General features: G+C 35.1%; 22 protein-coding genes and 1 riboswitch. Of the genes, 14 read left to right on the top strand and 8 right to left on the bottom strand.

Going from position 1 to position 23,845, the window contains the following annotated elements; all coding sequences use genetic code 11:
* The 4 genes from FGK96_RS06540 to hutG all read left to right on the top strand — a co-directional run bounded on the left by FGK96_RS06540 (position 1) and on the right by hutG (position 4,739).
* Positions 1–624, top strand: a complete 624-nt coding sequence (locus FGK96_RS06540; RefSeq protein ID WP_138082434.1) for a HutD family protein — start codon at positions 1–3, stop codon at positions 622–624.
* Positions 625–638: 14 nt separating this feature from the next.
* The gene (locus FGK96_RS06535) at positions 639–1,970 is read left to right on the top strand and encodes an APC family permease (RefSeq protein ID WP_138082432.1); all 1,332 of its coding nucleotides are present in this window, start codon (positions 639–641) and stop codon (positions 1,968–1,970) included.
* A 19-nt stretch (positions 1,971–1,989) separates the two neighbouring features.
* A complete protein-coding gene (gene hutH / locus FGK96_RS06530; RefSeq protein WP_138082430.1) occupies positions 1,990–3,531 on the top strand; it encodes a histidine ammonia-lyase in 1,542 nt (513 codons plus the stop codon).
* Positions 3,532–3,734: 203 nt separating this feature from the next.
* Entirely contained in the window at positions 3,735–4,739 is a 1,005-nt protein-coding gene (hutG, locus tag FGK96_RS06525; protein WP_138082428.1) for a formimidoylglutamase, read from the top strand.
* A 28-nt stretch (positions 4,740–4,767) separates the two neighbouring features.
* On the opposite strand, the gene FGK96_RS06520 is transcribed toward hutG, so the two are convergent.
* Together FGK96_RS06520 and lysS are read right to left on the bottom strand one after the other, a co-directional pair.
* Positions 4,768–7,821 carry a BTAD domain-containing putative transcriptional regulator gene (locus tag FGK96_RS06520; RefSeq protein WP_138082426.1) on the bottom strand — a complete coding sequence of 1,018 codons (3,054 nt, stop codon included), beginning with the start codon at positions 7,819–7,821 and terminating at the stop codon, positions 4,768–4,770.
* 79 nt (positions 7,822–7,900) lie between these two features.
* Complete coding sequence (lysS, locus tag FGK96_RS06515) at positions 7,901–9,391, bottom strand: lysine--tRNA ligase (RefSeq protein WP_003084276.1); 1,491 nt, start codon at positions 9,389–9,391, stop codon at positions 7,901–7,903.
* 404 nt (positions 9,392–9,795) lie between these two features.
* On the opposite strand from lysS, the gene FGK96_RS06510 reads away from it, so the two are divergent.
* The 8 genes from FGK96_RS06510 (at position 9,796) to FGK96_RS06485 (ending at position 17,395) form a co-directional block, all read left to right on the top strand.
* Entirely contained in the window at positions 9,796–9,936 is a 141-nt protein-coding gene (locus FGK96_RS06510) for a replication initiator protein A (RefSeq protein ID WP_232036533.1), read from the top strand.
* Positions 9,937–10,340: 404 nt separating this feature from the next.
* Positions 10,341–10,463, top strand: coding sequence for a hypothetical protein (locus FGK96_RS10650; protein WP_269472112.1), 123 nt, complete (start codon positions 10,341–10,343; stop codon positions 10,461–10,463).
* 147 nt (positions 10,464–10,610) lie between these two features.
* On the top strand, positions 10,611–10,802 hold the full coding sequence (locus FGK96_RS06505) for a hypothetical protein (protein WP_003085091.1): 192 nt from the start codon (positions 10,611–10,613) through the stop codon (positions 10,800–10,802).
* 48 nt (positions 10,803–10,850) lie between these two features.
* Positions 10,851–10,994 (top strand): hypothetical protein, encoded by a 144-nt coding sequence (locus FGK96_RS10485; RefSeq protein WP_172601607.1) that lies wholly within the window; start codon positions 10,851–10,853, stop codon positions 10,992–10,994.
* 663 nt (positions 10,995–11,657) lie between these two features.
* A complete protein-coding gene (locus FGK96_RS06500; protein ID WP_003083881.1) occupies positions 11,658–12,287 on the top strand; it encodes a hypothetical protein in 630 nt (209 codons plus the stop codon).
* A 302-nt stretch (positions 12,288–12,589) separates the two neighbouring features.
* Entirely contained in the window at positions 12,590–14,179 is a 1,590-nt protein-coding gene (locus FGK96_RS06495; RefSeq protein ID WP_232045808.1) for an ABC transporter ATP-binding protein, read from the top strand.
* Positions 14,180–14,201: 22 nt separating this feature from the next.
* Complete coding sequence (locus FGK96_RS10585; protein ID WP_138082422.1) at positions 14,202–15,596, top strand: ATP-binding cassette domain-containing protein; 1,395 nt, start codon at positions 14,202–14,204, stop codon at positions 15,594–15,596.
* Positions 15,597–16,492: 896 nt separating this feature from the next.
* Positions 16,493–17,395, top strand: a complete 903-nt coding sequence (locus tag FGK96_RS06485) for an HAD family hydrolase (protein WP_138083513.1) — start codon at positions 16,493–16,495, stop codon at positions 17,393–17,395.
* Positions 17,396–17,450: 55 nt separating this feature from the next.
* On the opposite strand, the gene FGK96_RS06480 is transcribed toward FGK96_RS06485, so the two are convergent.
* The 5 genes from FGK96_RS06480 to FGK96_RS06460 all read right to left on the bottom strand — a co-directional run bounded on the left by FGK96_RS06480 (position 17,451) and on the right by FGK96_RS06460 (position 20,784).
* Positions 17,451–18,068 (bottom strand): histidine phosphatase family protein, encoded by a 618-nt coding sequence (locus tag FGK96_RS06480; protein ID WP_138082420.1) that lies wholly within the window; start codon positions 18,066–18,068, stop codon positions 17,451–17,453.
* 13 nt (positions 18,069–18,081) lie between these two features.
* Positions 18,082–18,447, bottom strand: coding sequence for a YccF domain-containing protein (locus FGK96_RS06475; RefSeq protein ID WP_138082418.1), 366 nt, complete (start codon positions 18,445–18,447; stop codon positions 18,082–18,084).
* Positions 18,448–18,449: 2 nt separating this feature from the next.
* The gene (locus FGK96_RS06470; RefSeq protein ID WP_138082416.1) at positions 18,450–18,923 is read right to left on the bottom strand and encodes an aminoacyl-tRNA deacylase; all 474 of its coding nucleotides are present in this window, start codon (positions 18,921–18,923) and stop codon (positions 18,450–18,452) included.
* Positions 18,924–19,007: 84 nt separating this feature from the next.
* Positions 19,008–19,571 (bottom strand): energy-coupled thiamine transporter ThiT, encoded by a 564-nt coding sequence (gene thiT, locus FGK96_RS06465; protein WP_138082414.1) that lies wholly within the window; start codon positions 19,569–19,571, stop codon positions 19,008–19,010.
* A 44-nt stretch (positions 19,572–19,615) separates the two neighbouring features.
* Positions 19,616–19,712: riboswitch (TPP riboswitch) on the bottom strand.
* Positions 19,713–19,938: 226 nt separating this feature from the next.
* On the bottom strand, positions 19,939–20,784 hold the full coding sequence (locus FGK96_RS06460) for a glycoside hydrolase family 25 protein (RefSeq protein ID WP_138082412.1): 846 nt from the start codon (positions 20,782–20,784) through the stop codon (positions 19,939–19,941).
* Between the two features lie 223 nt (positions 20,785–21,007).
* On the opposite strand from FGK96_RS06460, the gene FGK96_RS06455 reads away from it, so the two are divergent.
* Both FGK96_RS06455 and FGK96_RS06450 read left to right on the top strand, forming a co-directional pair.
* Positions 21,008–21,511: an ECF transporter S component gene (locus tag FGK96_RS06455; protein ID WP_138082410.1), complete on the top strand. Its 504-nt coding sequence runs from the start codon at positions 21,008–21,010 to the stop codon at positions 21,509–21,511.
* Positions 21,495–21,869 carry a DUF4430 domain-containing protein gene (locus tag FGK96_RS06450; protein ID WP_138082408.1) on the top strand — a complete coding sequence of 125 codons (375 nt, stop codon included), beginning with the start codon at positions 21,495–21,497 and terminating at the stop codon, positions 21,867–21,869. Before FGK96_RS06455 ends, FGK96_RS06450 begins: the two co-directional genes overlap by 17 nt.
* 117 nt (positions 21,870–21,986) lie before the next feature.
* Here FGK96_RS06450 and pepF read toward each other — a convergent pair whose 3' ends face one another.
* On the bottom strand, positions 21,987–23,783 hold the full coding sequence (gene pepF, locus FGK96_RS06445) for an oligoendopeptidase F (protein WP_138082406.1): 1,797 nt from the start codon (positions 23,781–23,783) through the stop codon (positions 21,987–21,989).
* Positions 23,784–23,845: the final 62 nt, after the last annotated feature.

The raw sequence follows: 23,845 nt of genomic DNA, 5'->3' as shown, positions 1-23,845 counted from the left end.
ATGAAAGATATTAGTATTCTAAAATCACAATCCTATTCAGTTTCTAAATGGTCTGGGGGAAAAACAAAAGAATTATATATTTTCCCTAAGAGCAGCTCATACCGCGAAAAAAATTTTGATTTTCGCTTGTCATCAGCAACAGTTTCACTACTAGAAACAAACTTCTCAGACTTAAGGGGCTACCACAGACTTATTATGACTCTTGATAGGTCAATGTCTCTCTTTAATGTAGAGACACATGAAATCACGAAACTTAACCCTTTTGAAACTTTTTCTTTTGAGGGTTGTGACAAAATCAAGAGTTATGGACAATGCACAGATATTAATTTAATTTACAATGATAACTATTTGGGACAGATGGAGGCTGTTCACAAAACGACGAGTTCTATCTGCAGTAGTATGACTACGCAAATGGTCTACACGTTATGTGATATAACTTGTACCGTTGATGGTCAACGAGCATATTTGCTTAAGACTAATCATCTACTAGTCATACAAAATGGCTCTCCATCACCCCATAACAAGTTGGAATTATCACCTTTAAAACCGTGTTCAAAAGTTATAGCAATTTGGGCGGGTTTATCTTATAAAAAGGATTCGGGTTACATGATTAAAGGCTCTTAAGGAGGAGCATTATTATGGATTCAAATAAAATGACGAAACAAGAGAGAGAAGATGCTAAGTTTAGCTTAAGCGGTGCAACCTTGTATGGTATCAATGCTGTCATTGGCTCAGGTATTTTTCTCTTACCTCAAGAAATTTATAAAGGCTTAGGACCCGCCTCAATTGCTGTTATGTTAGCAACAGCAATCTTAACCATAATGCTTGCTATCTGTTTTGCAGAAGTTTCTGGTTATTTTGGGAAGAATGGCGGCGCTTTCCAATATTCTAAACGAGCTTTTGGCGATTTTATTGGCTTTAATGTTGGTTTTCTAGGCTGGGCCGTTACTATTTTTGCTTGGGCAGCTATGGCAGCGGGTTTTGCTAAAATGTTTATTATTACCTTTCCTGCATTCGAAGGCTGGAATGTTCCTCTTTCAATAGGTCTGGTTATTTTTCTTTCTCTTATGAATATTGCCGGTTTAAAGACATCTAAGCTTTTAACCATTACTGCAACGATTGCTAAATTGATTCCAATAGTTGCCTTTTCAATCTGTACTATTTTTTTCTTGCAAAAAGGGCTACCAAACTTTACCCCGTTTGTTCAGCTAGCAGAGAATAAAAGTTTGTTTAGTGCCATATCTGGGACAGCAGTTTATATTTTTTACGGTTTTATTGGATTTGAAACCTTATCAATTGTAGCAGGAGAAATGCGTCAGCCAGAAAAAAACGTTCCGCGTGCAATACTTGGTTCAATTAGTATAGTTTCGGTCCTTTACATGTTGATTATTGGCGGAACAATTGCTATGCTTGGGTCAGAGATTATGAATACTAACGCGCCTGTACAAGATGCTTTTGTCAAAATGATTGGTCCTGCAGGAGCGTGGTTAGTTTCGATTGGTGCTTTAATTTCAATTACAGGTCTAAATATGGGAGAATCAATCATGGTTCCCCGTTATGGTGCCGCGATAGCAAATGAGGGCTTATTGCCGACAATAATTTCAAAAGAAAATAAAAAAGCTGCACCAGTTGTTGCCATCATGATTTCAAGTGGTATAGCGATTGTCCTCTTACTTACAGGTACCTTCCAAACCTTGGCAAATTTAAGTGTTGTTTTCCGTTTCTTCCAGTATATTCCTACTGCCTTAGCAGTTATTAAGCTTCGAAAAATGGAACCCGATGCAAACCTTATTTTCCGCATTCCATTTGGCCCCATCATTCCAATTATAGCGGTTGTCATTAGTTTAATCATGATTATTGGGGATAATCCTAAGAATGTCCTCTACGGCTTAATAGGGGTCATTATTTCAAGTAGTGTTTATTATTTTATGCATGGGCGTAAAAAACGTGTGAAACCGATTGTAGAATAATTCAATGAGGAGTATGGTTATGACTAAAACTATCATTTTAGACGGAAAAAGTTTAACATTAGATGACGTGGTAGCTATTGCTAGGAAAGGAGAAAAATGTCAAATTGCAGAATCTGCAAAGCAAGATGTTAATGCCTCTCGTAAAATTGTTGATGACATTGTCAGTGAAAAACGTGTGGTCTACGGAGTGACAACTGGTTTTGGCTCACTCTGTAATGTCAGCATCTCACCAGAGGATACAATTCAACTTCAAGAAAATCTGATTCGTACTCATGCTAGCGGTTTTGGGAATCCACTACCAGAAGACGCTGTACGTGCAATCATGCTTATCCGTATCAATTCACTAGTTAAAGGGTACTCAGGTATCCGCCTGTCTACTATTGAAAAATTAGTAGAGCTACTCAATAAAGGAGTCCATCCTTATATTCCTGAAAAAGGCTCACTTGGAGCTTCAGGAGATTTGGCTCCCCTTGCTCATATGGTACTTCCTATGCTTGGACTTGGTAAGGCTTACTATAAGGGAGAACTCCTTTCTAGTCAAGAAGCTCTTGATAAAGCTGGTATTGACAAGATTTCTTTAGCCGCCAAAGAGGGCTTAGCTCTTATCAACGGAACAACTGTTCTGACTGGTATTGGTGCCCTTGCAACCTATGATGCCATTCAATTATTGAAATTGTCAGACCTAGCTGGTGCCCTTTCTCTTGAAGTGCATAACGGAATTACTAGCCCCTTTGAAGAAAACTTACACACCATACGTCCACAAAGTGGTCAGTTGGTAACAGCTCGTAATATCAGAAATCTCCTAGAAGGTAGCAAAAACACAACTGTAGCCACCCAATCACGCGTGCAAGACCCCTACACCTTACGTTGCATTCCGCAAATTCATGGGGCTAGCAAAGATAGCATTGCCTATGTGAAATCCAAAGTTGACATTGAAATCAATTCTGTCACAGATAACCCAATTATCTGTAAAGATGGTCACGTTATTTCAGGGGGTAACTTCCATGGAGAACCAATGGCACAGCCATTTGACTTCTTAGGCATTGCCCTTTCTGAGATTGGAAATGTTTCTGAACGGCGTGTGGAACGTTTGGTTAACAGCCAACTCAGCAAATTGCCGTCCTTCCTTGTTAAATATCCTGGTCTCAATTCAGGATTTATGATTACTCAGTATGCTTGTGCCTCTCTTGCTTCTGAAAATAAGGTTTTGGCACACCCAGCAAGTGTCGATTCTATCCCGTCTTGTGAAAATCAAGAAGATTTTGTCAGCATGGGGACAACGGCTGCTCGGAAAGCTGGTGAAATCCTTAAAAATTCACGTCGTATTGTGGCTACTGAAATCATGGCGGCCTGCCAAGCCCTTGATCTCAAACCTGAAAACCATAAACTTGGTAAAGGTACTCAGATTGCTTACGATTTATTCCGTAAAGAAGTCAACTTTATCGAACACGATAAAGACATTGAAATTTATGATGAGCTAAATAAAGCAAGTGCAATCATTGAAGAGGAGGCTTTCTTAGGAGCCATTGAAGCACAAGTAGAGCTATCAATTCAATACTAAGAAAACGGCGGTTGTGATAGATTAGGATCTTGCATGTGTAATAAAGTTAAGAGTTTAATAATGTCTAGGTTTTTGAGATCTTACTTTTTAGGTTCGAATAACTGGTTAGCAGAAGTGGAACTAATAGACAACTAGCAAAAAAGGAGGCTTTTCATTATTTTCAGTTTCTATTTCATTAAAATAGAGATAAGAGAGGAGTAGGTATGTTAACTGATTACTTTCCATTAATGCATAGCTATTATCATAGAAGCATAGATGATGATAATCTTTATAATGCTAAATGGGGAATGTTAATTAAATTTTTAGATTTAAATGATAAGTCATTAAAGCCCTTTGAGGGAGTACATTTTGGTATTATTGGTTTTAAAAGTGATAAAGGCGTTTATATTAACCATAGACGCGTAGGAGCAGTTGAAGGACCCAATGCCATCAGGCAGCAACTGGCTAAATTACCTTGGCATTTCGGTCAGAATGTTCAGCTTTATGATGTTGGTGATATTGATGCTCCCAATCGTTCATTAGAACAAATGCAGGAAAGCTTAGCCAAAGCAATTAAGCGAATGAAAGCACTCAATATATTCCCTATTGTCTTAGGTGGTGGTCACGGCACAGCCTACGGGCATTATCTTGGTCTGCAATCGTCGATTGCCCCTAAGGAGCAGCTTGCTGTTGTTAATATTGACGCTCACTTTGATTTGAGACCTTATGATCAAACTGGACCTAACTCAGGTACTGGCTTTAGACAAATGTTTGACTATGCCTTAACTCTTAATCATACCTTCCCCTATTTAGTATTAGGAATACAAGAACATAATAATAATCTGTTTCTATTTGATTTTGTGGCCAAATCAAAAGGAATATCATTTCTAACAGGTCAAGATATTTACCAAATGGGTTATAAAGAAGTTTGTCATCAGATTGATTCTTTTTTAGCAGACCAAAAATACTTATACCTGACTATTGATATGGATTGTTTCTCCTCAGCAAATGCTCCAGGGGTTAGTGCTATTCAATCACTAGGATTGGACCCTAAGCTAGCTTTGATTCTCCTACAGCATATTGCGGCAAGTGGTAAAGTAATTGGTTTTGACATTGTTGAAGTCTCCCCTCCGCATGATATTGATAATCACACGGCACATTTAGCAGCGACCTTTATCTTCTATATTACACAAATTTTAGCGCAAAATGCTTTGATGGCCTTGGATTAATAAACAAAAACATCTAGAATCTTACGTTCTAGATGTTTTTGTGACTTATCATTTTTTCTAAACGCTCTAACTCCTTGATATGCTGACGATCCCGACAAGGATTTAAATGATTTTTTGCAAGTTCTAAGTAGTAAGAGAGTTCTCCCTTTAGGAGATTACTGAGCTCTAGACAGTTCAGTTTACCTGAGTTGATCTTTGCCTTAGTTAAGGCCATGATATAATAAATCATCCCCTTATCCCTGGGATTAGAGTAGCGTGCCATCAATTCTTCTTTTTTATTAATAAGATCAATTAATGGTTTGTAATTTCCTTTTTCACAATTAATAAGGGCGAGGTAGACCTCTAATTGAACTTCTTTCCAAGGGAATCTGAGTGATTGTAACCCTTCTTTAGCATTTATTAAAATGGATTCAGCTTTATCAATTTCTCCCGATTGATAGTAGGAAATTCCTAGACTTATATAAAATGAAATGACTGATGTGCGACTTCGTTTGTTTTGACTGAGTTGAATAGCTCTATTCTGAAAGTCAATAGCTTTTGCAAGGTTTCCCTGGATTTGCTCTATTTCAGCTAAATAGTCATAAGCCGCAGCAATTTGAATAGCATATTTTGATTGTAAAGCACTTGTTAGACTAAAGAAGCTAATTGATTGGTTAAGGTATTGACTTGCCTTTGGGATGTGACCCATCATTAAAAAATATAGTCCGCTAAGTCTCAATTGGATAGCTATTGCTTCATAATTATTGGCACTGACAGCAGCATCTAAAGCAAGCTCAGTATAGTATTTCATTTCTGAAATATTTTCTACTTGGATACAGTAATGGATAATTTGCCGATAACTTTCTAAGAGATAGTGCGTGTGATGCCATTCTGTAGCAGCTGAAATGACTTTTTGGATATTAGTAATCCCTTTTTGGTATTGTCCGATCCGAATAAGATAACAACCCTCTATGTACAAAAAGCGTATCAGGGATTCCTGAAATGATTTAACCGGTTCGAATTTGGAGCTTAGTTGTTGGATGACTTGATGAATCGTATTAAACTGTGTTTGAATTAGAAGGTGTCGCTTTCCATCAATACAGTCAGCTTCCATTGGGTTTTGCGAATAGATTGGGAAGAGTTCATGCTGAAATTGGAGAATAGCCTCTAATCGATTCAATTGATGCTGTAAAGCTTGCACCGGTTCTTTAGCTTCCTGAAAATGGAAAGCAATTTCTTCGAATTGTTCAGCACTAAACTGTGTATTTTGCATCATGTTTTCAAGTTGTTTGGCAATTTGAGCATGTAAGAGTCGTCTTTTAGCTACTGACATTTTCTGATAACAGTAATGAGCTAATAATTTTTGTTTGAAAATAAGGGTAACTTCGTCACCATTGAAGATTTCTTTGATGATTTGTTTGTTACAAAGCGTTTCAACAAGAGAAATAGTCAATGCTAAAGGGAGATTCATAATTTCTGAGAGTATTGAAATACTGGCAGCGTTTTGGAAACAAGAAAGGTAGCAGAGTAATTCTTCTTCATGGCTATTGACTTGTTTTAATTTTAAAGACAGTTTTGCTTCTATAGCAGGTGTCAAAATAGAAAATTTTTGACCTTTTAAATATTGGTTAACATATTCAGATAAAAAGAAAGGATTTCCTTCACTCCATTGGTAGATACGTTGATAGTCCTTGCAAGGAGGATTTAGACCTGCTAATTTTTGTTCTAGATAGGTTAAGCTTTCTTTTTCAGAAAGTTCCTTAATTTTGATAATATCAACCTTTTTTCGATTGACTAAATGATTAAAAAATTGGTCTAAGTGAGGGTTCGAATTGAGATTTTGGGTAAAAATAAAAGCGATAGGATCATCTTCAAGATGGTTGACAAGTGTTTGCAAAAGTGTAAGAGCTTCAGGTGTAATCCAATGAATGTCTTCAATAAGAAGAACAGTTGCTTTTTGACGAGATATTTTTTTTAATATATCAATCATAAAGCTTGTAAAAAGGTCTGCTGGGAAAATAGGAGTACTTAGATGAGAATCTTTGAGAAAATAGTTTGGGAAAAAGGTTTCATAAGCCCTTTTCCATTGATTAAGGGACATCAATTGATATTGTAATATAAGGTCCTTCAAACTTTCAAAGATGTCTTTTAAAATCTGTAAGGACTGTTTAGGTTCACCTTGAAAACATTCTGAGGTAACGATTTGATAATGATTGATCTGGTTTGATAGGACTTGTCGTGTTACTGTCCGTTTTCCAATGCCGGTTCCTCCTATTAAAATCATAGTGTGCGACTTTTTTTCTTTATAAACTGAGTTAAAAAAAGTTTCTAATTCTTTAATAACGTCAAGTCGTCCAATAAAATCATTAGTTGTTTTGAGAAATTGTTTGATTTTCTGTTGATTGCGATCTTTAGCAATAACCTCTTCATAAATAGCTTGGGTTGCATCATTTGGGGTAATTCCAAGCTCAACATCAAGGAGGTTGGCTAATTTATAATAAGTTTCGATAACTTTTCCATAGCGATGATGCTTCTGGTAGACTTTCATTAACAATTGATAATTCTTTTCTTCAAATTCATCAATGGCAATAAGACCTTGAAGTCTCTCTTCAATTTCTTCAATCCTATTTTGTGTCATCAGTATGTCAATCTGCTGATAGCATGATTTAATATAAATTTGCTCCAAGTGAGCCCTCATTTTTGTTAGCCACAAATCAAAAGTTTCGTTGCCCTTCAAGTAGAAATTCTGTAAAAATTGACCTTTATAAAGCCCTAAATTGTTTAGTGGTTTTTTTAAAAAATAATGGACATCACTTACGACTTGCAAATCAGGATTAAACATCAAAAGTGTTCTATTTGGGCTGATAATATAATTATCACCTAATATTTTATTAACTTGATAAATAGAGTTTCGAAGATTTTTTTTAGCTGTCCTATTATCCTTATCTTCCCATAAAATACCTGCTATTTCATCACGGTTAGCAGTTTCATTTATAACCAAATAATAGAGTAGGGCATTGATTTTTGCAAACGCGAAAAAGATTTCTTGATTGTCTAGATGGATAGAAGGATTTCCTAATAGAGTAAAGCGTAAAGTTTTCATTTGAAAGCGCCTCCATTTTTATAATTCCACTATAAACCAAAAAAAAGTATTTATCAAGCTTACACTTGATAAATACTGCTTATTTCATGGTTGGGAAAAGAAGGACATCACGAATTGATGTGGTATTGGTAAGAAGCATACATAGTCTATCAATTCCAATTCCAAGACCACCAGTTGGGGGCATTCCGTATTCTAAGGCTTCAACATAATCGTAGTCAATACCAGTTGCTTCAATATCTCCCAATTCTTTTGCTTGTGCCTGTGCTTCAAAACGTGATAATTGATCAATAGGATCGTTTAATTCAGTAAAGGCATTAGCATATTCCTTGGTAACGATAAATAGTTCGAAACGATCAGTAAAACGTGCATCCTCAGCATTTTTTTTGGCTAATGGTGAAACTTCAACAGGGTGACCATAAACGAATGTCGGCTGAATCAATGTTTCTTCAACAAATTCTTCAAAGAAAGCATTAATAATATGACCAACAGTAGTGAAATGTGTTTCAAGAGGAACGTGTTTCTCTTGAGCTAAGGCACGAGCGTCGTCAAAGGACATTTCTTTCCAGAAATCAATACCAGTAACATCTTTAATAGCATCAACCATGTGAAGACGTTTAAAAGGTTCATTAATGTGAATCATTTGCCCTTGATAATCAATTGGACCATCTCCAGTAACTGCTTTTGCAGCATGTTGGATAATACCTTCAGTAAGGTTCATGATGTCTTGAAAATCCGCATAAGCTTCATAAACTTCAATTGAAGTGAATTCGGGGTTATGAGTAGCATCCATACCTTCATTACGGAAGATACGGCCAATTTCATAAACGCGTTCCATGCCACCAACAATCAGACGTTTCAAGTGTAATTCTGTGGCAATACGAAGAACCATATCAATATTTTGAGCATTATGATGTGTAATAAATGGTCGCGCCGCTGCCCCACCAGCTTCATTATGAAGAACAGGCGTTTCAACCTCTAAGAAGTCTTTACTATCTAGGTAACGACGGATTTCAGAGATAATTTTTGAGCGAGTAACAAAGCGGTTAAAGCTTTCACGATTTGAAATTAAATCTAAATGACGTTTACGATAAATGGTTTCAATATCAGTTAAGCCATGGAACTTCTCGGGAAGTGGGCGTAGTGATTTTGATAAATGTGTTAGATGTGTTGCTTTAATGGATAATTCACCCATATCAGTACGCATAACCTCACCTTCGACACCAAGAAAATCACCTAAATCAGCTTTTTTGAAGATATCATAATTCTCTTCACCGACAGCATCTTTACGAACGTAGATTTGAATTTGCCCTTCACGGTCTTGGATGTGTGCAAAACCGACTTTACCTTTACCACGTTTGGTCATTAAGCGGCCAGCAATAATAGCTGTTTCGTTAAGGTCATGTAAGTCTTCTTTAGTTTTTTCTGCATATTTTGCTTTTAATTGACCAGAATTAGCAGTACGTTCGAAACGTTTTCCGAACGGATCGATGCCTTTTTCAGCTAGCGCCATCATTTTTTCACGACGAACAATCTCTTGGTCATTTAATTCTTCAGTATGTTGATTTGACATGAGTTCCTCCAATAAGTTTTCCCCTATATTGTAACATAAAAAGACTTTATAATACAGCCTAATTTCCCTACAAATCGTGTCATAGAAAGGGTGATTAGACTGTTGAATTGTCCAGAGTTTTGAGAAATAGAAAAATATCAAATAAATTTAAGAGAACGAGAAAATGTTCTCTTATTGGTTTTTACTTTTTTGTCTCAGAAAGGAAATTATTTTATGAATTCAAGAAAGAAAAAAACACGAACTAGATAAAGGCAGTTAAGAAATATGGTTTTTATTTCTTTGATGAATGATACTGAACGGTCACGATCTAAAGGTGAAGAGTCTGTCAGAGAGCTTAAGAAATTCAATTTGATTAAGTTTCCTGAACCAGGTGGAATGACGTTAAAAGTAGGAGAGGTCAGATAATGGCGTATGGAAGAATTTCGTTAGAACAGGCCCTAAACTGCGATAATTTTCATCAACTACTTAAAGTTATTATTGGTACAAAATACTACAGCAAACTAAAAGTTGAAGCAAAATTATTATTTATGCTATTGAAGACTTAGCCAGTAGTTTAGGATGTGGTCGTAACAAAGCGATAAAACTAATAAAAGCGAAAGAAGCTAATCAATTGTCTCAAAGACAATTGTCTGAATTAAAGATCATCTGTAATAAGAAGAAAGCTGTTTAGAAGACTTGTTAGCTTGTTATAACGCTCAAATGAATGTGAAATGTCAATCTGAATTTAGAAGCTAAGCGCCAAGCTATAGAGGCTTAAGGTAATACAGCATCCCCTGTTTTTGATTAATCAGGTAAGATTATTGATTATGTTGTTGCTGGATCAAAACAAAATCAAACAAGAGTAACAACAGTATCATACAAAATTAGCGGTAAACAAACGGTAGAACATAAAGGATATGGTGCAAGCCTCCCTCACACAAGTTCAAAAGAAAATATCAGTGTGATTATTATGAGAACTACTCTATTTACTTTAGGTTTGACTGATCGTAAAGCTAAGAAACAAGATTATAAAAGAGTAAAATGGCAAAGATTGGAATTGATTTTGGAGATGAAAAAGAAATACTATCAATAAGGAAGTGAAAGAACAGGAAACTCAAGAAAAGATCGAGGTTATTCCAGAACATATTGAAGTAAGACAAAGTGGAGAACACCTAAGATTTAATACCGTACCATAAAAAACCTAAAAGTAACACATGAGGCAAATGTTATTACACCAGAAATGCACAATGAATTAAATGCTTATGATGCTGGAGAAGAGGTTGATCTAGCTGTTACGCAAGAAAACATTCTACAAGTTATTCCAGAATTTTCAATATGGTATAACAGTGTCGATAAGCGAAATATTTCTGTTGGTAATACTTACAAACTAGTTGATCAACTTGAAGAAAGTAATCCAAAAGTCTTTCAGTGAGAACCAGAGCATGAAAATGATTTTGCAGAAATCTGTTTGGGAACGGATTTGAAAGTAACACATTTATTTGAAGCGGCAATACTAAATGGGAACTCCAAACCTATCTATCTTGTGAAGAGACCTTCTGGACTTAATGTTCCTAAAGCTGATGCAGAAGTGATAGGCGAAGGTATTTCATACTTGGCTGAGTAAGAAATCAAAGAAAACTGGAGTTATTCTTTGTTCAAGGTCTTAGCGTTTGTGTGAACAAAGATAGAGTCTACTGAGAAAGGAGAGTACATGATTAAATTTAATTCTGTTATTTTGGCGATCCTGTTAATGGCGGCTATGAGCTGGGAAATTGTCACAGATAGCAATAAATTTAGAAACACCCTTAATTTCTTCTTATCACTATTTTTATTCTAATTAGCCTTCTTGTTATTTGTTTTATTATAAACCATTTAGTTCAACAAACCACATGAATCCTTATATAAGAATAAAAATAAAAAAAAGTTAAAATAGCATGAAAGCGTTTGACTGATAGGAATATAGATGATACAATAAAATCAGAAAAATCAAAAGAGATTAACATTATGAAGTAAAGTCGTTTATTTCATAAATTGTTAACCTTTTTGTTATTAAGTAACGTTAAAATTAGTAATCTAAATTTTACAAATAATCATTCCATAAAGATAACATTAATATGAAGTGAGAGTTCAAAAACAAAACAATTCTAGTGGACTTGATGCTGGAAAGGCAGTTTATTATATATTAGGAAGTGTGTACATTTTAAAAAAATAGGAGGAATAATAATGAAAAAAAATTGTTGGTTTATACACTAGTCTTAATGATATTGGGAATCATGAACGCCACTACATGAAGTTTGGAGATTTTCACAAAGGAAGTAATCCATGTATTGTAAAATATGTTAGTGGGGATGGAGCTACTGTAAAATTTCAAGATGAGACTCATCAGCTTGAAGCTGGGATGGTGCTTGGTGCAGATGCCTTAGTCGATACAAATAGTTCATTTGTAGAGATTGCTGATTCATATCAGAATATTTATAGGCTTGCACCAGAAAGTCAATTTTGCTTGGAGCTGACAATCAAGGGCGTAGTTCCAGTACATTTTGGACATGTCCATGTTATTCCGTCTCATCAGACAATTGAAGCAGGAGCAAAATATAGAACAAGTTGTTGGACAGGTAAAAATCAAGTTACTATTGAATGTATTGCAAATAACTTAGATACTTATTATTCATATGATAAATCCGTTGAAGTTTTTGAATTTGACGAGTTTGGAAATAAATTTACCTTATTTACTTTAGAGCCATATCAAAAATGTGTTCTTCAGGATCAAGGTGGCGCTATGCGAGATAGATACTGTGTTCTAGAGCAGTCTAGCATAGAGAATAGTGAAATTATTAGGTTATATAAAACCTATTGCATGCCATTTAATTGGAGTTTCAGAGCTGAAGAAACCCAATTATCAGATCAGGCTAATTAGAATTTTGTCCGAGTTGCTTATTTTTAGTTAAAAATTTGGAGTTAAATGTATACACTTGCGATTCAGACTAGAGATTACTCTAGTCTGAACTTGTATCAAGGAAGGCATGGTAAGGTATGAAGAGAATGTATGAGTATCTGAAATTGTATATTAGAAGTTTAAACTTTATCTGGAAAAGTTCTAAGTTTGTGATGTTGTTAATGCTAGTAATGGTCCCCATACAAGCAATTCTTCCATCTATCAGTATTTTAATAACGAACATAGTTGTAAATAAAATATCCTATTTGGACTCCTGGGAAATTATGATACTTGTTACAGCTTGGGGCTTGACTTTCTTGCTCAATAATTTGATATCACCTTTGCTTGTGATGGTTCAAGGGAAGATGACGGATTTATTGACCTATCGTTTGAATACGGACTTGATGTATAAATCAGAGAAACTTCAGAGTATCAGTTACTTCGAGGATAGTGAATTTTATAACGATATACAACTTCTCAGTTCTGAAGCCAGTTGGCGGCCAGTTAACTTATTAGTATTTGGAACTAGTTTGATTTCCAACACAGTTATGTTCGGATCGATGCTATTGCTTGTTAGTTCTATCAACATATTTGTGAGTATTTTGTTGTTAATTGTGCTGATTCCCCAAGGAATGATTACCTATAAGATCCAACAGCAAGCCTTTGAAACACTTGTGTCAAACAGCGAAGAATCTCGTAAATTGGATTACTACAGTCAAGTTCTTTTGAGCAACAACCATATTAAAGATGTACGATTGTATAATCTTTATTCATTTTTTATAAATAAATATACAGAATCGTTTATGCAGGTTACTGGGAAACTACAAACAGATCGCAGGAAAAAATCTATCAATTCAACCTTATTCATAACGCTGACCAGTATCATTATTCTTGCGATGTTTGCATATGTTATCCATCAGATTCAGACTGGAGAGTTGAAAATTGGTGTGATTTTTGTATTTTCAACAAGTATCATTTATTCCATAAATAGCATGGCTAGGTTGATAGAAGACAGTTCTTTATTGTACGATACACTTCTTTATATGGAAAAGTTTTTTGATTTCATAGAAATTGACGATGAAATGGTTTATGACACTACAGATTGTTTGATCGAACATTCATCAGATATCCAATCTATTGAATTTAAACACATCAGTTTTTCTTATCCTCAAGCTCCCGATAAGGTCCTAGACGACATTTGTTTTGAGATTTCCAAAGGAGAGAAAACTGCAATTGTTGGAGAAAACGGTGCTGGGAAAACAACTATCATCAAATTATTGTGTGGCTTCTATCCAAATTATACTGGCGACATCTTTGTAAACGGCAGAACCATTAGAGGTTGTAATCTTACAGAATATCGAAAAAATATAACATCCATTTTTCAAGACTTTTCGAAGTTTGATATCCCTTTAAGGGAAAATGTTGCATTATCTGATTTGTCTAGAATATATGAAGAAGAAGATTTGTACAAAGCGCTTCAAAATGGGCGTTTTAGCTCGTCTAAACTACCATTAAACCAGGTTTTAGGCAAAAGATTCGAAGGTGGAAAAGAGTTGTCAGGCGGAGAATGGCAAAAAATCGCATTATCGAGAGCTTTCTTTTCAAATGCTTCTATACTCATTTTAGACGAGCCAACCGCAGCTATTGATGCCAAAGCAGAATATGAATTATTCCAAGACTTTTTGCATTTGACGAGAGGAAAGACCGTTTTTTATATCACTCATCGATTGGCGAGTGTTAAGTTTGCAGATAGGATTATCGTTTTAAAATCAGGGAAGATTCATTCAATTGGGTCACATAGCGAATTGATGAAATCTGATGAATACTATAAAGAGTTATATGAAATGCAGTCTTCACTGTATACAGAGGAATAGTTAAATTAAGGAGGAGTAATAAATGGAAGCTATTCGACTGAGAAATATTAGCAAACAAATCTTCTCTCGAATATTATTTAATATTTCCGATTTAACCGTTTATCAAGGCGAACGAATAGGCATAGTAGGGGCTAATGGTTCAGGTAAAACAACATTGCTAAGAATGATTATCAATGAAGACTCTGACTATAGCGGTGAAATAGTCAGAAAAGGTGATATAGCGTATGTTCCACAAATAAAAGAATTGAAAGATGGGTCTGGAGGTGAAGTAACTCTGAGACTATTAAAGAAAGCATTTTCCTTATCACCATCAATGTTAGTTCTGGATGAGCCCACTTCACATTTGGATCAAGAAAATGTTCAATGGCTAATTCATAAATTATTAAGATTCAAAGGTACAATTATTATTGTTAGTCACGATCGCTTTTTACTTGATTGTATTCCCGAAAGAATATTTTTCATTGATGAACGTGAAATAGAGACTTATGTAGGAAATTTTAGTGAATTTGAAGACCAAAAGAATAAAAAGAGGAAACAATTAGAGAGGGAGATGACTCATTATAAAAATGAAGTTGCAAGATTAACTGAAGAACTGGAAAATAAAAAGATCAGGTCCCAAAAAATATCAAAGAAGAAAACTTCAAAAGTTAGTAACTCGGATTGGAAAGTTCGTTCAAAAATGGGGAGTTATGATAGTCAAGCAAAAGCTATTGCAAAGTCTGCAAAAGCTATTGAAAAAAGGATAAGTCGGTTATCTGAACCTCCTAAGATTCCTGCTCAAGCATTTATTAAATTTAAATCAATAGGTCACTTAGAAAACAATTCTCCTAGAACGTTGATACGAATAGAAGAAGGTAATTTTAAAACAAAATTTATAGAGTTAAAGTTACCTATGATTAAAATGAAATTTGGTGAAAGATGGCTACTAACAGGAAGAAATAAATCTGGAAAAAGTACTTTGTTAAAAAGTATAGTGGAAAAAGATATTGACGGATATTTTTCTAATGATTTAAAAATTGGTTACTTTAGTCAAAATTTAGATTTACTTAATAAGGAAAAGTCTCTTTTTGAAAATATTTATAGTATAAGTATTCAAAACGAGAGATTGATTATAAATTTATTAGCGATGTTGGGCTTAAAAAAAGATAAAATTTTTATTCCGTGTAAAAATCTTTCTGGGGGAGAACAAGTGAAGGGGCAACTCGCTTTGACTCTTTTAAGTAATTCGAATTTTCTTATTTTAGATGAACCGACTAATTTTCTTGACATTAATTCATTAGCTGCATTTGAAGATTTTTTACTGGATTTTCCTGGTTCAGTTCTATTAGTTTGTCATGATACATATATACAGAAAAATATTCATTTCAAAAGTATGCAAATCAGAGATAATGAAGTGTTTCTTGAAAATTATTTTTAGTGTAGAGGTTATCAAATACTGACTCCAATTAGTTGCTACTATCAGTTGGAGTTTTTTTCAACACCCTCACTTGAAATTTGAGGACTGCAAAAGAGTTTATTTCAAAATGCAAAACATGAAAGATTGATTTATTAGCATTTTATGTTTTGTTTTTTATACATTTAAAATCTTGATTTTTCACTTGTACTTAATAGTCAAGGCTAAAATTTGAGAGTACTTATAAAAAATCATCCGTCTCAATTCTACATTATGAGTCTAAAGAATAATAAGAAGGAATATATAGCATATTGTATTTATGTAAAAGGAAAGCTAGTCTCTGTTTTTAAATAAATATATCAAGGATATTGGCATTTAACTAACAGAGAGAAATAGCTTGGACGGTTAGCTTTACGATATCATGCGAGATCTTTTTCAGATTTTGATGATATACAATTATCTAATTTGATTGATAATCAGAGATTTAAACCGTTACTTAATAAAGGTAAGAGCTGGAATAGTTCAGGGTAAAATAAAAATATTAAAAGACTAAAAATCTTTATTTTTTAGTGCTTTTTACGTGTTTTGAGTTGCAAGGAAGATTAAAAAGTGCCGTATTTCTTATATTAAAATAAGAAAAAAGCCGTTAAAGGGCGAACTTTTACACCAAGCCAATTAAGGCAAATAGGACTTTCTTAGTAAATCGAGCCTTATTGAATATAATTAAAACGATAACGTCAAGACTGAAATAAGCAAAAATTCTTATTTCAGTCTTCTTAAAGGTTAAGTGTAGTTTTCTAAAACTTATTGGGTATCGACTAATCTCAAGCTTTCAGACACACACAACTATTTCTATAATTGAAAAGCATAAAAGAAAATAGTATAATATGACAGATATTACCCAGAAAGAAAAGAGATCTATGATTACAGCCATTGTTTTTGATGTTGATGATACAATCTATGACCAGCAAGCACCGTATAGAAAAGCTATGGAAAAATGTTTTCCAGAGTTTAATATGGCTGCAATAAGTCAAGCTTACATCCGTTTTCGCCATTACTCTGACATTGGCTTTCCGCGTGTTATGACGGGTGAGTGGACAACAGAATATTTTAGGTTTTGGCGTTGTCGTGAAACCTTGCTAGAATTTGGTTACCCAGAGATTAGGCAGGAAGAAGGAACTTATTTTCAAGAAGTTTATGAACATGAACTTGAAAACATTACTATGTTGGATGAGATGCGTATGACTTTGGATTTTCTAAAATCTAAGGGTGTGCCTATGGGGATTATTACCAATGGACCAACTGAACATCAATTAAAAAAAGTCAGAAAGTTAGGACTTTATGATTATGTTGATCCAAAATGTGTTATTGTCAGTCAGGCCACTGGTTTCCAAAAACCCGAAAAAGAAATTTTTAATCTTGCTGCAGAACAGTTTAGTATGAATCCTCAAACAACATTATATGTTGGGGACTCTTACGATAATGATGTTATGGGGGCCTTCAATGGCGGATGGCACTCCATGTGGTTTAATCATCGAGGGAGGAGTTTGAAACCTGGGATTAAACCAGTTTACGATGTAGCTATTGATAATTTCGAACAACTTTTTGGTGCTGTCAAAGTTCTTTTTGATTTACCAGATAATAAAGTAATCTTTGATATGAATGATAAGAAAAATCCTATTCTTGAGATGGGATTGAATAATGGCTTGATGATGGCCGCTGAACGGCTTTTAGAAAGTAATATCAGCATTGATAGAGTAGTAACCTTATTGAGGTTGTCTAAAAATCAAGAAAAAGTGTTACGAATGAAATATTCTAAATAACGTTAAAATGAGCTGCCTTTATAGCAACTCATTTTATTATTTCTAATCTAATAACTTATAAGTAGGACTTATCGTTCCAGGTTAAGCACTTAAAAGTTTTAAAATCGTCTGTTTCTAGAACTGTCAGGCTCAGATTATTCAGGCCACCTAAAGCTCTTAAAAGGGCAGGTTCATAGCCAAGCAGGGACCTGATAGAAGCTGTTAGATTAGCTCCGTGGCCAACAATCAAGACGTTCTGGTAATTTTTATCTTTAAAATCCATAATAAATTCTTTGACACGACTTGTGGTCTGATGAATGGATTCAGCTTCAAATTGACTACTATTAAATTTGGCTAAGTTGTGGGTAAAGGCAGCCATCTGACTTGGATAAATGGCACTCATAGTGGCTATTTTAGCCCCTTCTAATTTTCCTAAATGCCATTCTCTAAGTGCTTCATTATAGTGAATGGTTAAATCAAGATTAGCAGCTTTAGCAAGTAAATGAGCTGTTTTTTGGGCTCTTTTTAAATCACTAGAGTAGATAGCATCAAAGGGTACAGATTTGAGATAATGCCCTAGTGCTTTGATTTCTTGATAAGATTCTTCTAAAAGGGGTGAATCACCAGAACCACCTTGAAAGCGTCCTTCCAAGTTCCACTCGGTTTTGCCATGTCTAACAAAGTAAAATTTCATAATACCTTATCTCCTAAACATGCACGATCTTAGCTCCGAAGGGGAAAAGACTGATTCTAGCTAATTTGAGAGATTGAATGGCAAAAGGAATACCGATAATGGAAATACAGAGTAAGAAGGCAGAAGTTAAATGTACGAGCGCTAGTGACCAACCGACTAAAATTATCCAAATCAGATTAAAAATTAGGTTTGTTGCAGATTGACCAATAATAATATCTTTTCCAAAGGGAAAAAGGCCAAAGTTTCCAATCTTAAAACATTGTAACCCAAGTGGTAGTCCAAAGATAGTGATACAAAGAATGAATCCCACAAAAGTCCAACTAAGCCAGGCCCAAAAACCTGAACAAATGAACCAAATAATATTTCCTAGCAATTTCATAATTACTCCTTTATATCTGCAAATTGAGCTTTGACAAAATCAGCAAGCTCTTGACTACTAATACGAATTGAACGGCCAATTTCCCCGGCAGAGACAATCAGCCTGCCTTTTTCTTTAGCGATGAGGTCGATAACAATGGGAAAATGATGTTTTTGACGAATACCGATAGGATTGTTAGCACCATGTATGTAACCCGTTGTTTGTTGCAGATTCTTTTGTGGAATCATACTGACCTTTTTATTACCTGAAATTTGCGCCAATTTCTTTTCTGATAAGTGCTCAGTGATTGGAATAATCCCAATCACTGGTCCTGTTTTATCGCCAATGAGGGCTAACGTTTTATAAATATCAGCTTTCTCAATACCCTCCGGTAGTTCTTCCTTAAAAGCATCCAAAGTTAGGCTATCATAGCTAATATGGGCTTTATCTAGTATTTGCTCAACTAGTATTTTTTTTAGTTTCTTCTTCTTTGCCATAGACCCTTCCTTTAGAGCAAAATAAAAACGGTATAATAACTTATTATACCATTTTTTGAAAAGTTCGTTAAGTGTGCATTTTCATTAGTCTTTGGGTGCAAAAAATTGCCTTTGAGTTCGGATTAAAAGAAGGATGGCTATTGCTACTAGAATTAGAGTAAAAGCACCTGCGGTGCCATTTACAGTGAATGAATACCACAGAGGAGATACCCCTTTTGGAGCATATGATCCCCAAAAAAGGATTCCGGCAAAAAAGTGCCAAAGATAACGCGTTGCAGTAGCAATAAAAGCAGCGAAGAGGGCAATATTGGTTGCTTTTGTTGTCTGTTGCTCTATAAGAGCCTTATGCAAATGTTCTGAAAAAAGTCCTGCTAGGCCCATTGAAGTGAAGGCTAAAATATACTCAATAAAAACTTGTGACATACTCAGATAATAGACTTTCCCTAGAACAAAATGGAGTAGCCCCCAAATAAGCCCAGATAAAATTCCATATTTCAACCCACGGCGTAGTGCAAAAAGAACCAGTGGAATAGCTCCAAATGAGGGGCTAAACCAACTAAAGAAATCAGGAATAAACGAAAGTACCATAGCTAGTGCAGCAAATATAGCAGCTTCAACCAAATACTTAATATTCAGATTTTGAGACATAAAAAACTCCTTTTCTTCACAAAAAGAGCCTGAAATCATAAGATAGAATTCAAGTTCACAATCCCTACGCTTGTATTAACAAGATCAGGTTGTTAGGATTTCGCACATGCGATCTCAGCCAAAGCACTCCTCTGTGACATTTTTTTATATTTGAGACTATTATAATCTTTTCAATAAATCCTTGTCAAGTTTAGAGAACTTAACAGAGTTCCCTCTTTTAGAGTCTAGGATTCCCCTTTCAATAAGCAAGCAGAGAAAAAAGTTAAGGGTGAAACAGATGACTTTCTAAGTCTGTTTATTGTTGGCAAAGAAAAAGATTGAAGAAAAACTGTCCAATAAGATTTTTCCTTCAATCTGCGTTTTACACTTATTTAACTTTTCCAAAAAGCTTTTCATATGTTTTTTTTGTGTTCTTGTTAACCGCAATCTGGTTTAAATCCAGTGGTTTAGAGAAGCCAGACAGATAGCCCTGAGAAGTATATTGATGTAAATCATAGTTTAATTTAGTATTAGGAGCGGCCTCATAGTAACCTGAATCGCTACCATAGGTTGGAATCCAAACAGCATCAAAGCCTTCTGTAGAAATGTTTTGTTCAGCCATGAAATAAGTTCCAATATAAAGACCGACATTTTCAGCTCCTAACCGTTTCAGTTCTTCTCGAAAAGCTTTAACGCCCTTGTTCATATCTTTCATAGTTGCTTCTTCCACATCGATCCAGTAATAGGTTGGATTAAAGGGAGAGGCATTTTTATAAAATGTTTGTGCCTCGGCACGCATTTCTTTAGTACTAGATCCCAAAGCATAGCTGTACACAGCAACAGGTACTTTTCTTTTTTGGAATTCTTTAATGTGTGTTTTGAAAGATTTGTCAATCCCAGTAGTGTAGGCAGCATTGTTTTTTGAAGTGATTTGTGATCCACCAAAAACACGAACTATTGCTCCAGAAATGTTTTTGCATAAGGTATCGTAATCAATCTCGCTAGGAAGCTGCCAGCCTGAGACATCGACAATTGGATTTAGGATAAATTCTTCGGTGTCGCTAGTGCTGGAGCTTTTTGTCTTTTCTTTGCTGGAAATAATTGGGACACTTGATTTGGCGAGCTGAAGCTCTTTTTCCTTTACTTGGTCTGAATGTGTCTTACCAATTATTAATAATAATGCAAACAAAAGAAAGAAAACAAGCACTACAATAGGTTTTATTCTTCTTCTCATTATTGTTATTGTACCTTAAAAGGTTGAAAAAATCAAAACTTCCTCACTATATTCTTACATTATCATACATTTTAAGCAAATTCAGGGAAAAAGTTAAAGATTTCCCATACTTACTTTATAGTTAGGTGATGGAATTATTTGTTTTAGAGTTTTTGTCAGGTTAAAGACTAGAAAAGTTTTTCTAATTCTGTCATAATAGAGTAAAACAATAGAAAGTAAGTTTATGTCATCCAAGAAAATTGCCCGAATTGCAATCTTAGCGGCCTTAGCCTTTGTTTTACGAATGGCTTTCAGTCACTTGCCAAATATTCAGCCGGTTACCGCTCTATTTTTTATCGCAACAATTACCCTTAGCTATTATGAAGCCTTTTTAGTTATGTTTATCAGTATCTTGTTAACTTCGTTTTTGTTAGGTTTCGGTCCCTGGGTATTTTGGCAAATTACGACTTTTACTATTATCATGGCTATTTGGCGCTTTCTTATCTTTCCTCTTAGTCGAAAAATTAAGGTCTATCGAATGCTCATGCAATCCTTATCAGCGGCTTTTCTTGCTTTACTGTACGGCTTTGTGATAGATTCTTGTTTTGCTTATCTTTATAGCATGCCTTGGTGGACTTATGTTTTGTCAGGGATGACTTTTAATCTCTTACATGCTTTATCGACCTTAATTTTCTATCCTGTTTTATTAACGTTATTTCGGAGGTTATTCAATGAGAAAATGGTTTAAACTTATTCTAATCTGCCTAAGCAGCTTTCTTTTTGTGGCATGTACTCAACAAGGACAAAATATGTCAAAACCTAAAGAAGAGGCCTATGTCCATCTTATTGTTAAGGAAGATACGAACAAAGTTGACGAAAAGGTGACCTTTAAAAAGGGAGATACAGTCATGGACGTCTTAAAGGATAACTATAAGATTAAAGAAAAAAATGGCTTTATTACCTCAATTGATGGCTATAAGCAAAAACCAAATGAAAATATTTATTGGTTTTACAAAGTTAATGGAAAGATGGCAACAAAAGCTGCCAATGTTTTGAAGGTCAAAAAGGGTGATAAGATTTATTTTTATCTGGACAAAGTCAAATAAAAATACTCATTTAGATAAATTAAAAGCAAGCTAATTAAAAAAGTTAGCCTGCTTTTTTTAATGATTAGTGAGGTCTTGCTATTTTTGACACCATTAGCAAAAGATGGTTTTAGATCATTAGTTGTTGATTTGACTTGAATAAGAGATAATCTGATCAACTGTTTTGTCAAGAAATTGAATAGTATCCTTTAATGGTTTTTCTGTTGAAATATCTGCATTAATAAGCATTGCAGTTTCTTTAGGCGTTTTACTTCCTCCGGATTTTAGAAACTCAAGCCATTCTTTGGCACCGGTTTTGGAATGTTTCAAATTGAGATAGCCTGCTGTCGAGATGACTAAGCCAGCTGAGTAAGTGTAACTGTACAATCCCATGTAGTAGTGAGATTGGCGCATCCAGGTTAAGGCTGCGTCATTATCAATTTCGATAGCATCTCCCCAAAATTCTTCTAGCACAGCCTTCATCAGCTCGTTTAATTTTTCTGCACCAAATGTTCCACCATCTTCAATGAGCTGGTATACCTTTCGCTGGAAGGCAGCTTCTAGTAAGTGTGTGATAAAGTTGTGGAAATAGGTATCAGTGAGGCGATGAGCTAGGGCAAAACGTTTTTGACGAGCATCTGGGAATTGATTTTCTAAATAATCAGAGAGGAGGAGCTCATTAAATGTTGAAGGAGCCTCCACATAGTAAGTTGACATATGGGTATTAAAGTACGATTGGTTGTTGTCTGAGAAAATAAATTGCCCAGAGTGACCAATTTCGTGAATGAGGGTGTAAACATCAGACATACGACCCGTCCAGCTCATCAAGATGTAAGGATGAACCTTATAAGGATCAGCAGCATAGCCTCCGGAATCTTTGTTTTCATTTGCTGCAAAATCAACCCAACGTTCTTTTTGATAACGAGCAATTTCTTGACTATATTCTTCACCGAGTGGCTGAATTGATTTCATGACGAGGTCATAAGCATCATCAATAGATACTTCTGGGTTCAAGTTATTGTCAATATCTAACTTCCAATCAGCAAAAGTCATTTTTTCGAGACCGTTAACTTGTGCGACATGTTTAAGGTATTTTTGTGCGACGGGACCAAATTCAGCCATTATGAGGTCGATTTGTCGATCAAACATGGAACGATCGACCTCCTGTTCAGCTAGGAGATAGTCGAAGACAGTATCATAACCACGCATATCGGCTACTAATTTTTCAGATTTGACTTTGGCAAGGTAGGTTGCTGCAGCTGTATTTTGATGCTTACGAAGACCAGCTGAGAATGAGCGGAAAGCTTTTTCTCGAATTTCTTGATTTTCATGATTTTGATAAAAATTTTCGTAAGAAACGAAGCTATTCTTATAGTTTTTGCCATCAACTTCAAAGTCTTCCATTTCAAAATCACCGGCACGCATTTTTGTATAAATATCATACGGAGCATTTAAAGCTTCGCGTAGATTCGTGAGGGCTTTTTCAACCTCGGGACTTAGGAGGTGCTCTTTTTGCAGTTTGGCTTGACGAATCATTGCTCGGAAATAGTCAATCTCTTCTAAAGCATCTAGGATATCGGAGTCAGCTTGAGCCAAGGTAGAATCAAAGAAACTTAATTCGACGCTAGCCTTTGTTACAAAGTCTTCGCCAGCTTGCGCGATAGCAGCAAACTCTTCATTTGAGAAGTCTGTTGTTTGAGGCATAAATGAATAAGTTTCAATGTGGCTGACTTGGATATATATTTGTTCCAGTTCATAGAGGGCTTGCTCGAAATCCTCTTTTGTTTGTAAATGTCCCTCGTAGTTTTTCTTAAAAGCCTCTACATCTGCAAGTGCTTTTTCAATGGCTAATAAAAAATCTTCTCGGTCCTTGTAAAGAGCTGTTAAATCCCAGAGTTCCTTTTCAGGAAAACTAGATCGTTTTTTGAGTTCCATGATATTCTCCTTTAGTCGTAGTAAGTCCAGTATAGCAAAAAATAAGAACTTAAGTGAGTATA

Source organism: Streptococcus porcinus (assembly GCF_901542335.1).
Lineage (GTDB): Bacteria > Bacillota > Bacilli > Lactobacillales > Streptococcaceae > Streptococcus > Streptococcus porcinus_A.
This window is presented reverse-complemented; position numbering and strand designations above follow the sequence as displayed.